The sequence below is a fragment of the Mycobacterium sp. SM1 genome, assembly GCF_018361265.1.
Lineage (GTDB): Bacteria > Actinomycetota > Actinomycetes > Mycobacteriales > Mycobacteriaceae > Mycobacterium.
The window spans coordinates 1,307,871-1,319,495 of record NZ_JAFLNH010000001.1 but is presented as its reverse complement, the minus strand read 5'-3'; the positions used below and the strand labels follow the sequence as shown (position 1 = coordinate 1,319,495).

Genomic DNA, 11,625 nt, shown 5'->3' with positions numbered 1-11,625 from the left:
CCATGATCACCCCGTTCGTCAAAAAGCAGCTCATCGTGTTCACCGTCCTGGGGGTGATCGCGCTGCTGGGCCTGGGTGTGTACTACTTGCGCCTGCCGGCCGTCGCCGGTATCGGCCAATACACCCTGAAGGCCGATCTGCCGTCTTCCGGGGGCCTGTATCGGACCGCCAACGTGACCTACCGCGGTGTGACCATCGGCAAGGTCACCGCCGTGGAGCCGACGAAGACCGGCGTGCTGGCGACGATGAGCATCGACAGCCGCTACAAGATCCCGATCGACGCGACCGCCAACGTGCATTCGGTGTCCGCGGTCGGCGAGCAATACCTGGATCTGGTGTCCACCGGCAAGCCGGGCAAATACCTCTCACCGGGGCAAACCATCACCACGGGCACCGTACCCGCCGAGATCGGCACGGCATTGGACACCCTGCAGCGCGGATTGGCTGCGCTGCCGAAAAACAAGATCGCCCAGCTGCTCGACGAGACCTCGCGAGCGGTCGGCGGTTTGGGGCCGGCGCTGCACCGGCTGGTTGATGCCACGCAGGCCCTGACCGGCGACTTCGCCGCCAACACCGCCGATGTCGACGACGTCATCGCCAACAGCGCTCCGCTGCTCAACAGCCAGGCGGCCTCCGGTGCCCAGATCCGGCGATGGGTGCACAACCTGAGCACCGTGGCCGCTCAGACCGCGCAAACCGATCCGCAGCTGAAAAGCGTGCTGAGCAACGCCGCCCCGACGCTGGACGCCGCCAACGACGTGGTTGGCGGGGTGCGCGAGTCGCTGCCGCAGACCCTGGCCAATCTCGATATCGTCGCCGGTTTGCTGCTGCGCTATCAGAAAGGCGTCGAGCAGGTTTTGGTGCTGCTGCCGCAGGCGCCCGCCGTCGCCCAAACGACGACGCTGCCGTTTCCCGGCGAGGCCCGCGTGGACCTGGGGCTGGCGATCAACCAGCCGCCCCCTTGCCTGACCGGCTTCCTGCCGGCACCGCAGTGGCGGTCCCCGGCCGACACCAGCATCGCGCCGCTGCCCTCCGGGACGTACTGCAAGATCCCGCAGGACACCAAGGCCAACGCCGTACGGGGGGCGCGCAACATTCCCTGTGTCGACGTTCCCGGCAAGCGCGCCGCGACCCCCCAGGAGTGTCGCAGCGACAAGCCCTACACCCCGTTGGGCACCAACCCGTGGTATGGCGACCCGAACCAGATCCGCAACTGCCCGGCGCCGGGAGCGCGCTGCGACCAGCCGGTGAACCCGGGTGAGGTGATCCCGGCACCGACGGTGGACACCGGGTTGAACCCGCTTCCCGCCGACAAGGTCCCCGGGACGCCGCCGCCGGTCAGCGACCCGCTGTCACGCCCGGGGTCGGGCACCGTGGAATGCAACGGTCAGCAGCCCAACCCGTGCGTCTACACACCGGCGCCGTCGCCGCTGGCATTCACTGCCCCAGCCGGTCAAGTCACCGGACCCGACGGTGTGCGCTACTCCGTCCAGAACTCAATACCAGGAGACGACGGATGGAAGAGGATGCTGGCCCCAGCCGGCTGACCCCTCGCGATGCCGATGCGGCCGCCACTGGAGACGGCTCGGCGCGCCATCGGCGCCGGTGGCTGATCGCGGTGGCGTCGGTGCTGGCGGTCCTCGCCGCCGGCGTCGCGGTGAGCGGGGTTGCGGCGCTTCGCGCCCACCGGAGCAGCACCGCCGTCGCCGCCGCTAACGCCGCCGCCGTCATGGCCGCCAAAGACTGCATCGCGGCCACGCAGCCGGCCGACGTGACCGCGCTGCCCATCAGCCAGCGCAAGCTCGACGAGTGCGCCACCGGGGAATTCAAAACCCAGGCGGCGTGGTACAGCGCTATCTTGACCGAGGCCTACCAGGCGCAGAACCTCCACGTCCGGCTGCCGGGCATGGACGCCGCCGTCGAACGCACCAACGACGACGGCTCGATTACCGCGCTGGTGGTCTTTCGGGCCACGATTTCCCAGGAAGGCGCTCCCGACCGGGAAAACAGCTACCGGGTCCGCGTGAAGCTTGTGCGCGAGAACGGGCAGTTCAAGGTCGCCAAGCTCGATCAGGTGGCCAAGTGACGGTAGCCGAGGCTGACCCGCAGATCAGCGCTGGACTCGACGCGGCGGCACCGGCCGCCCCGGCGCCGTGGCTTGCGCGCGCTGGGGCGCTGGCGGTGGATGTGCTGCCCGGCGCCACCGTGGCGGTGACGGCGGTGCTGGTGGCGCTGGCGGTGCCGCTGCGCGGCCGGTGGTGGTGGGTGTGCGTCTCGATCGGCGCGGTCGCGGTTTTGTGGACGACCACCAACCGCCTGCTGCTGCCGGTGCTCCGCGGGCAGAGCCTCGGGCGGGCCGTTTTCGGCATCACGATCGCGCATCGCAACGGCAACGCCGTCGGACCGTGGCGGCTATTGTTGCGCGATCTGGCGCACCTGCTGGACACCGCCCCGCTGCTCATCGGGTGGCTCTGGCCGTTATGGGATTCCCGCGGGGGCACCTTTGCGGACATGCTGACGCGTACCGAGGCGCGCGTGCGTCAACCGGGGGCAGCGGATCGCGACGGGCGTCGCCTGGCCGCGGCGGTGATGGCGGCCGCCGCGGCGCTGTGCGCGGTCGCCGCCGCCATCAGCGATACCGTGGTGCGCCAACACGATCGGGCGATCAGCGAGGCCCGAGCGCAGATCGCGGCGCAGGGCCCGCGGATGGTCGCGCAAATGCTCAGCTACGCCCCGGAGACCATCCGCGGCGACTTCGACCGCGCGTTGTCCCTGGCAAGCGAGAACTACCGCGGTAGATTGTCGGACCTGCAGCGGGCGGCGCAGCAGGCGGGACCGGTGCGCAACGAGTACTGGGTGACCGAGAGCTCGGTGCTGTCCGCGACTCCGGAACGGGCCGTGATGCTGTTGTTCCTGCAGGGCGAGCGGGGCGCGCCGCCCAAGCAGCGCTACCTCGCCGCCGCGGTGCGGGTGGCCTTCGTCAAGTCGGGCAAGCCGGGCGCGGCCGGCTGGCGCGTCGACGACATCGCGGTCTCAACCGAGCCAAAGACCGCCGGGGCCAAACCATGAGCCCCCGCCGCAAACTCGCACCCGGCTACGAGCCGGCCTTCGCGGCGCCACCGCCGCCGCCGGCACGGCGCTGGGGATTGCCCCTCGTGGCGATCCTCACCGCGGCCACCGCGGCAGCGGCGATAACCGTGTGCGCAGCGGAGCTGTATTCCCATGAGACACAACGACGTGCGACGATCCGGGCCGCCGCCGCGCTGACCTACGTGCGGTCCTTCATGACGGAATTCACCTCTCCGGATCCGTTCCACGCCAACGCCTATACCGATCGCATCCTGGCCCAGGCTACCGGCGACTTCGCCGAGCAGTACCGTCAACGCCAGAACGAGATACTCCTGCAGGTAGCCCAGGCTGAGCCGGCCACAGGCACCGTCCTCGACGCCGGCGTCTCTAGGCAAAACGATGACGGCAGCATCGACGTGCTGGTGACCACGAAGTTCACCGCGAAATCTCCGGACGGCAAACTACAGGTGGAACGAACAAACCGATGGGTGGTCACGGCCAGACAGGAAGGGGAACGGTGGAAGATCAGCAACGTGAACCCCAAGATCTGACCGGCGCCGACCCCGAGGGCCTTGACGCTGCGGGCCGCAGCGAGACCGGCCACCCGGCCGCGGAAGCCCCCACTGCCGATCGCCCGAGCCGCCGGCTCGACACCTGGCTGTGCACCGCGGTCGCCGCGGCGGCGGTGTTGTTCGTCGGGTCGGCCGCGTTCGCCGCCGCGGCGTCACAGCCGTATCTGGCCGACCGCGTCACGGCGGCCAACAAGATGAAGGTCGCGCGCACCGCGGCGGCGGCGGTCACCACGTTGTGGACCTACACCCCGGACACGATCGACACCCTGCCCGACCGTGCCGGGCAATACCTCAGCGGCGACTTCGACGCGCAATACCGCAAATTCCTCGAAGCGGCGATCATGCCCAACAAGCAAGCGCGGGTAACCGATAAGACGACGGTCGTCGGGGTGGCCGTCGAATCGTTGAACGCCCCGGACGCCGTGGCGCTCGTCCTGACCAACACCACGGCGACCAGCCCGCTGACCAAAAGCATTCCGTCGCTGAAATACGTGGGCTACCGATTGGCCATGAAACAGCGGGGCTCACGTTGGCTGGTGACCAAGATGGCGACCATCAGCTTTTTCGATTTGACACCGCAGATCTAGCCGCAAGGAGACCAGGGTGGGTCACAGAAAAGTTCCGCTGGCGTGGACCGTTGTCGTGGCGGTCGGGGTGATCGTGGTCATCCTCGTGGTGTCATGGCAGCTTTTTCCGCGGCTGATCGCCGCGCAACACCTGATCAACGACCTCAACCCGGCGTTTGCGCCCGATCGGGTCAAGGGGGACCGTGCGGGTGTGCAGATGGTCGCCGCCGCGACCAACGCCGCCGACATGATGATGCACGAGGACGGCGCGAAGGCTGAGGTGCCGAAGCTCATCGACTACATCGCCGCTCAGACCGGACAGTCCCCCCAGGACACGGAGGCGATGCTGAAAAAGGACTACCCGCACATCACCGGGTTTTTAACCTCGTTGACCCTCCCCGAGGTCAGCGCCGAACTGCCCAAGCTGGTACACTACCTCGGCACCGTGCTGTTTATGACGCCGGATCAGGTGAACCACATGCTGGCGACCGATTACCCGAAGATCTATCAGGTGATCGTCAACCTGCCGCAGCTGACCGCGGGCTGGGACGCGATACCGGGCACCGAGAAACTCACCCGATTCAACGGCACGCCGGTGCGCACCATGCCGCAGCTGAGCAACTACTTCAGCCAGGAGCTGGTGGCTCCCGTCGAGCGCCAACAGGGCAATTTCCGCCCGCTGGGCACTCGGGGCGGTGTGGAGTTCCTGGCTCCCCTGCTGCTGGCACTGGGTATCGTGGTGATCCTCTTCGGCACGACAATGGTCGTGACGACCTGGCGGGGGGTGCCGGAAAATCCGCTCCGATTCGCGTGGGTGGTCGTCCCGGTGGTCGGTGCCGCCGTCGTCGGGTTGGTGCTCGGGCTGAATCTGTTCCCCCGGCTGATCGGGGGACAGACCCTGCTCAACGCCACCCGTCCGATGTTTGCGCTGGACCGCGTCCAGGGGGATCGCGCCGGCATCGAATTCATCTCGGTCTTCGTCAATGCCCTCGGGCCGGCGGTCTTGCCCGACGGAGGCGTGACGGAGGAGTACCCCAAGCTGCTTGACCACGTGGCAAAGGAAGTCGGTGTTCCCGTGAAGGTCGTCGAGGATCTGGTGCACCTCGATTTCCCGCACACCGCCCGGCTACTGGACGGGGTGCCGTTCTCGGCCTCCGTCGCGGAGGCGTGGAAGCTGGTTGACCATGTGGCTGCGGTGTCGCACGTGACACCGCAGCAGATGTGGGACACCCTGCAGGCGAAATTCCCGAAGGTCTACCAACTGGTCACCAACCTGCGGAAAGTCACCGACGGCTGGGCCGACGTGCCCGGCGCGGGCAAACTGACCCGTTTCAACGGATCGCCGGCGCACTCCGTTCCGCAGATTAGGGATTACTTCCGCGACGATGTCATCCCCGCACTGGAACGCCAGCAGAAGGACTACGTGATCGTCGACACCAACTGGCCACCGCTGACGGTGTTCGCGCCATTGCTCACCGCCGTGGGCATCGTGGTGGTCGCTTACGGCTTCATCCTGGGGGCTCTGACCAGGAGTCAGCTTCGCCGACAACGGGAATTGCCGAGCCCGCCCGCGCCGGCACCGGATGCGCCGGTTCCGGTGGATGTCGGCTGACCGAAGTTGCCAGCCGCAGCCGTCGAGCATGGCTACCACACCCACAACCCACACCCAAACGAAAACACAACCCAGGGAGGACAACCGATCATGAGCTATGACGAGATGCTAGAGCCCGCCCGCGTCGCAGGCCCGCCCATCGAGGCGGCGGTCACGACGTTCATGCTGCACCCGGAGACCTTCGCCGAAAGCACCGCAGCCGGATACGAGGATCCGTTCGCCGCGTATGTCGCCGGGCGCGGCGGCGTGCTGGGCGAGGCCACCGGCGCCACCGTCGCCGCGGTGTTCGCGGTGTTTGAACCCGCCTTCCTTGCTGCCTTGTGGGACAAAGGCGTCGCGGTGCGCGGCGCGGCGGGCGCCGCGAAGGTCTACTGGGACCAAGTCGCCGGATTCGCCCGCAAATACCTGGCCGGCGCCGAAGGACTGGACCGCATCGCCGCTGTGGGGGAGAAGATTATCGCGGCGACGCCGACGGCGGGCCTGCCTCTCTACGCCGGCTGGCGGACCATGCCGCTGGCCGATGACGCCCCCGCACGAGCGCTGCAGGTGATGTTCGTGCTGCGGGAGCTGTGGGGTGGGGTTCATATCAGCGCCCTGACGCTCTCGGGTGTCACGCCCATCGAGGCGCACATGCTCAACAAAGGCTACGAGTACGCCAAGATGTTCGGCTGGCCCGAGCCGTTCGCCGACGGCGCGGACAAAAAAGACCGCTACGCCGAGGTCAAGCAGACCACCGACCGCCGGATGGCCGAGATTTTAGCGGCCGCCCTCGACCGCGCCGAGGCAGACGAACTTGCCCGGCTGAGCACCGCCGCCCTGGCAACGTTGAAGGCCAACGTGCCGGGGTGACCGGCGAGCCGCAGGCGGTGATCCTCGTCGACTCCGCACGCCCCGCCGATCCAGTGCTCGAGCGCCGCGGTCGCGCACGGGAACCTCGGTCACGGTAGCGGCACACGAGCAGAGGCTGAAGCATCGGCCGGCGTAAAGGCATTGTGCCCGCGGGTAATTGGGCATCGGCCGTTTTTGCGCCGGGTTAGGTGGTACGGTTAGCTTGAAAATGCTGGCCGAATGAGGGGATCCGCATCGTGGCAAAGAACGCCTACCGCGGAAGCAAGATCGAAGTCACCTACGATTCGGATGTCTGCATCCACGCGGGTGAGTGCGTCAGAGGTCTGCCCCGGGTCTTCGACACCTCCAAGGACCCTTGGATCACGCCCGATGCCGCCTCGGCGGAGGAGGTGGCCGCCCAGGTCAGACGGTGCCCATCGGGTGCGCTGCAGTATCGGATGCTGGATTGACGCCCGGGCGCTTTGGGATTTCGCTATCCTCGCCGTCGCCCGAGCGACGCCGTTAAGGGTTAAGGCTTTGTGGCGCCGCTCGCTTGGCCCGGTTGCGCGCACAACGTAAGAATGCTCGCGAATGCCGTTGTGTCGCCTGCTTGGGCGCGTCGTTGCGACCAGCACGGCGCGGTGCGCGCAAGCCGTCGGCGCTGCCTTGGCGCTGCCGGCTCGAACGTGCGCAGCCGCAGGCTGTGGCCGACAACGGCGACCGACGAGAACGCCATCGCCGCGCCGGCAAGCATCGGGTTCAGCAATCCGGCTGCCGCCAGCGGCAGCGCGGCAACATTGTAGGCGAAGGCCCAAAACAGGTTGGCTTTGATCGTGGCTAGCGTCTTGCGTGAGAGCTGAATGGCATCGGCGACCACGCGTAGGTCGCCGCGCACCAGTGTCAGGTCGCTGGCTTCGATGGCCACATCGGCGCCGGTGCCCATGGCCATCCCCAGGTCCGCTTGAGCCAGCGCTGCAGCGTCGTTGACGCCGTCACCGACCATGGCGACAACCTTGCCGTCGGCTTGTAGTCGCTTCACCACATCGACCTTGTCCTGCGGCAGCACCTCGGCGATGACATGGTCGATACCGACCTGCGCGGCGATCGTGCGGGCCGCGGCCTCGTTGTCGCCGCTGAGCATGATCGGTGTCAGGCCGAGGGCACGCAATTGCGCGACCGCCTCTTTCGAGGTGGGCTTGATCGCATCGGCCACCACCAGCACCCCGCGGGGCTTATCGTCCCAGGCCACCGCAATGGCGGTCTGACCCGCCGCCTGCGCCTGCCGTATCGGCCGCGCCAGCGTCTCCGGCAGATGCTGCGAGCGCTGCTCCAGCAGCCGTGGGCGACCGACCACCACGGCGTGTCCGTCGACGACACCCTGCACGCCGAGCCCTTCCAGGCTCGCAAAGCGCTCGACGGTGGGCAGGTCGCCGAGTTGTTGGCGCGCCACCTTGGTGATCGCCCTGCCGATCGGGTGCTCGGAAGCATCCTCCAGCGCACCCGCGAGACGCAGCACCTCGTCGGGGTGCTCGCCGTCAGCGGCGATCACGTCGAGCAGGGTCATGGCTCCGGTGGTGATGGTGCCGGTCTTGTCCAACACGACGGTGTCGATGCGCCGCGTGGCTTCCAGCACCTCAGGGCCTTTGATGAGAATCCCGAGTTGCGCGCCGCGGCCGGTGCCGACCATCAGGGCGGTCGGCGTAGCCAGGCCGAGCGCGCAGGGGCAGGCGATGATCAGCACCGCGATGGCCGCGGTGAACGCTGTGGTCATCGATCCGCAGGTGCCGATCCAAAACGCCAGTGTCGCCAGCGACAGCGCGATGACGAGCGGCACGAAGACCCCGGAGATCTGGTCGGCTAACCGCTGCGCCCGCGCTTTGCCGGTCTGCGCCTCGGTGACCAGCCTGGCCATCTGCGCCAGTTGGGTGTCGGAGCCGATTCGGTTGGCGCGCACTACAATCCGCCCGCTCACGTTGACCGTCGCACCGGTCACCAGGTCGTCGGGAACGACCTCGACGGGCACCGATTCCCCGGTCAGCATCGACACGTCGACCACCGAGGAGCCCTCGATCACCACCCCGTCGGTGGCGATCTTCTCGCCGGGGCGCACCACAAACTCGTCGCCCACCGCGAGCTGGTCGATGGGGATCCGCTGTTCTAGCCCGTTGCGGCGCACCGCGACGTCCCTGGCACCCAGCTCGAGCAACGCGCGCAACGCGGCGCCCGCACGCCGGCGAGAGCGGGCCTCAAAATACCGCCCGGCGAGGATGAATGTGGTGACACAGGCGGCGACATCCAAATAGATGGTCGCCCCGCATTCGGTGTGGGCCGTGGTCAGCACGAACTGGTGCCGCATGCCCGGCGTGCCGGCCGTGCCGAAAAACAACGCATAGACCGACCACCCGAACGCCGCCAGGGTGCCCATCGAGATCAGGGTGTCCATGGTGGCGGTGCGGTGGCGCAGATTCGTCCATGCCGCCCGGTGAAACGGCAGCGCTCCCCACACCGCCACCGGCGCGGCCAGCGTCAGCGACAGCCACTGCCAATTAGGGAACTCCAGCGCCGGGATCATCGCCATTGCCACCACCGGCACGCTCAGCACGAGCGAAACCAGCAGCCGCTGCCGAAACGCCGGGGCAGGATCCGGCTCCTCCGGCACCGCCTCGGCGGCGGAGACCGGGGTGCCGGGCCGGGGCAGCGTCGCGGTGTAGCCGGCCTGCTCAACCGCGGTCACCAGGAACTCGGGTGAGACCCCCGCGGAGTAGGCGATGCTGGCCGTCTCGGTCGCAAAGTTCACGGCGGCGACGACGCCGTCAATCTTATTGAGCTTCCTCTCGATCCGTGCCGCACACGAAGCACACGTCATGCCGCCGATCCGTAGCTCGACATGCCGAGTCGTTTCGGTGCCGGCCGTCATACGTGCAGCCCCTCGTCCGCGCAAAATAGTTGTGACCAAACTGACATGCAAAGGTTGGCTAAACGTTGCTCGGCCTGCCTGAGGGCAACATCTGGCAGGCCCGGCGGGTCGCGAATGGCCGATAAGCCGACAAAGCCGCTAGCGGTTCCCAACCCCGCGCATTGGAGCGGACGGCGGCGGGCTCTTAGCCGGCCAGCTGGTAGCCTGCCTCTTCTACGGCGTTCTTGACCGCATCGGCGTCGATCGGGCCATCGCTTTTGACGGTCATTTTGCCGCTGGCCAGATCCACGTCCACAGCCGTGACCCCGGGGATGTTGCCAACCTCCTCGCGCACGGATTTGACGCAGTGCTCGCACGTCATCCCGCTGACCGTAACCGTCAGTGCGCTCATGTCTGTTCCTTCCTGCATCGACTACCTGCTCGAATGGCTTAGATCCATCCCGGTGGGGTGAGGCGTGGGGAAATTGGCCCACGGCACGACCTTACGCCGGTGCGGAAAGCTCGGTACCGGCTCGTGCCCCGCGCCGGGCGGCGCCGAGGTTGCTGCCCGGCGACTGCCCGGCGCGCCCTTCAAGCCTTCAAGACGACCATGCCGGACCAATGCCGAGAGCCCGGATGACCGGTGGTGCCGCGGCCCGCCTTAAACGACCCCTTTGATAGGTTTGCCGCCGGCGGCGAGGACCGCTTAGGTGACGATGAACGCGCTCAGCTCGGGAAGCTGCGCCAGGTTCCAGGCCTTGATGCGATCAGAGATCACGTCGCGCAGGGTGGCCGGCCCGAATATGCCGGCCTCGGCAACATTGCGGACCTTGTCTTTATACGCGTCGATATCCGCGCCGACCACCTGCAGCTCCAGTGCGCACGCAACGATCGCCGCGATCGTGGCGGCGGGCACAATGCGCAGGCAGGCCCGCACAATCTCGGCAAAAAAAGTCTCGTGGCGCTCCTCGTCGGCGGCGATGACCTCGACAAGGCGACGCAGCACGGGTTCGTCGATCTGCGCGGCCAGGCGCCGCAGAAACACCGCGTGCGCGCGCTCCCACAACGTCATGAGCACCAGTTCCTCAACCTGTGTGTGGTCGTCGGTGGGGCGGACCTTCATCACCTGCTCGACACGGACCGCGTCGTTGGCGACAGGGTCGATCTGACGGGTCAGCACCAGGTTCTGGCGCAGCGCGAACGCGTGCCGGCTCTCGTCGGCGCTCCACCGGCCGATCCACTTGCCCCACCAGCCCGCCAAGACGAAATGCTCCGCCAGCCGGTGGTAGTAGCCGACCAGGCCATCCTTGGTGATCAGCATGATCTGCAGGGCGTCGGTGACGTGGCCCGGCAGCGTGACCTGGGACGGGTCCCAGTCGCAGCCGCCGAGGGACGCGAAATTGCGGCCCCGCTCATAGGGCACGTAGTCGTGCGCATACCACGGTGTGGCCGTTTCGATGTGACGCGAGTAGGTATCGACGATGACCGGTTCGAGTTCAAGCATCAATGGTGAAGCCACGCGTTCGACTGACATGCAGCTAAACTAATCCACTGCGTGACCGCCGCAGACGCCGCGCCCCGGCGCGGATGCTCGCGGCCCTGCGAGCGGCACCGTGCGTCACTGTGCGGGACTGCTCCGGGCTGCCAGCCGGGGCCCGCTGTCGGCGCTCGCCGGTCCGGCGAGTTTCACCGGATGGCGCGTTATCCCTTGGGGCGCGGGGTGTAGCGCACGGTTTGCACCCGGATCGATCCATCGGCAAACACGAAGGTATCGACCCCGTCGTCGACGCGGGCCTTCGCGGAATCGGCCGCCCATTCCAGAAAGAGCACGTCATCGGCGAAGAGCTGGGTTTTCACCTCCCACGCCGCGTTCGGGATGGCCTCGAGCAGCTCCGTGAACGCGGCGCGAACGCCGTCCCTGCCGCGCCTGACCCCGCCCGGTGAGATGAAGATCGCGTCATCGGCATAATCGGTGACGATCTCATCGAGGTCCCCGGCGGCGAGCGCCTGGGCATGGTGGGTGAGTATTTCCTCGGGAGTGCGTGGCATCGTAGGTCCTTCACAGGTTGTGCGGGGGAGCCC

General features: G+C 67.5%; 12 protein-coding genes. 8 read left to right on the top strand and 4 right to left on the bottom strand.

Annotated features, from left to right (window positions below; genetic code table 11):
- Positions 1-2 precede the first annotated feature (2 nt).
- From MSM1_RS06155 to MSM1_RS21585, 8 genes are all read left to right on the top strand, one after another.
- A complete protein-coding gene (locus MSM1_RS06155; RefSeq protein WP_213440652.1) occupies positions 3-1,547 on the top strand; it encodes an MCE family protein in 1,545 nt (514 codons plus the stop codon).
- Positions 1,517-2,086, top strand: coding sequence for an Mce protein (locus MSM1_RS06150; protein ID WP_213440651.1), 570 nt, complete (start codon positions 1,517-1,519; stop codon positions 2,084-2,086). Before MSM1_RS06155 ends, MSM1_RS06150 begins: the two co-directional genes overlap by 31 nt.
- A complete protein-coding gene (locus MSM1_RS06145) occupies positions 2,083-3,069 on the top strand; it encodes an RDD family protein (protein WP_374101658.1) in 987 nt (328 codons plus the stop codon). Before MSM1_RS06150 ends, MSM1_RS06145 begins: the two co-directional genes overlap by 4 nt.
- Entirely contained in the window at positions 3,066-3,620 is a 555-nt protein-coding gene (locus MSM1_RS06140) for a mammalian cell entry protein (protein ID WP_213440650.1), read from the top strand. The genes MSM1_RS06145 and MSM1_RS06140 overlap by 4 nt, the downstream gene beginning before the upstream one ends.
- Positions 3,587-4,228 (top strand): mammalian cell entry protein, encoded by a 642-nt coding sequence (locus MSM1_RS06135; protein WP_213440649.1) that lies wholly within the window; start codon positions 3,587-3,589, stop codon positions 4,226-4,228. The genes MSM1_RS06140 and MSM1_RS06135 overlap by 34 nt, the downstream gene beginning before the upstream one ends.
- A 16-nt stretch (positions 4,229-4,244) precedes the next feature.
- Positions 4,245-5,819 carry a hypothetical protein gene (locus MSM1_RS06130; protein WP_213440648.1) on the top strand — a complete coding sequence of 525 codons (1,575 nt, stop codon included), beginning with the start codon at positions 4,245-4,247 and terminating at the stop codon, positions 5,817-5,819.
- 90 nt (positions 5,820-5,909) lie between these two features.
- Complete coding sequence (locus MSM1_RS06125) at positions 5,910-6,668, top strand: evbL (RefSeq protein ID WP_213440647.1); 759 nt, start codon at positions 5,910-5,912, stop codon at positions 6,666-6,668.
- Positions 6,669-6,904: 236 nt separating this feature from the next.
- Positions 6,905-7,117 carry a (4Fe-4S)-binding protein gene (locus tag MSM1_RS21585; RefSeq protein ID WP_307857294.1) on the top strand — a complete coding sequence of 71 codons (213 nt, stop codon included), beginning with the start codon at positions 6,905-6,907 and terminating at the stop codon, positions 7,115-7,117.
- 59 nt (positions 7,118-7,176) lie between these two features.
- Here the strand turns inward: MSM1_RS21585 and MSM1_RS06115 are convergent, their stop codons facing one another.
- The 4 genes from MSM1_RS06115 to MSM1_RS06100 form a co-directional block, all read right to left on the bottom strand.
- Positions 7,177-9,564, bottom strand: coding sequence for a cation-translocating P-type ATPase (locus tag MSM1_RS06115; RefSeq protein WP_213440646.1), 2,388 nt, complete (start codon positions 9,562-9,564; stop codon positions 7,177-7,179).
- A gap of 184 nt (positions 9,565-9,748) precedes the next feature.
- On the bottom strand, positions 9,749-9,955 hold the full coding sequence (locus tag MSM1_RS06110) for a heavy-metal-associated domain-containing protein (protein ID WP_213440645.1): 207 nt from the start codon (positions 9,953-9,955) through the stop codon (positions 9,749-9,751).
- Positions 9,956-10,249: 294 nt separating this feature from the next.
- Complete coding sequence (locus tag MSM1_RS06105) at positions 10,250-11,077, bottom strand: acyl-ACP desaturase (RefSeq protein ID WP_213440644.1); 828 nt, start codon at positions 11,075-11,077, stop codon at positions 10,250-10,252.
- Between the two features lie 167 nt (positions 11,078-11,244).
- The gene (locus tag MSM1_RS06100; protein WP_213440643.1) at positions 11,245-11,592 is read right to left on the bottom strand and encodes a nuclear transport factor 2 family protein; all 348 of its coding nucleotides are present in this window, start codon (positions 11,590-11,592) and stop codon (positions 11,245-11,247) included.
- Between the last annotated feature and the right edge of the window lie 33 nt (positions 11,593-11,625).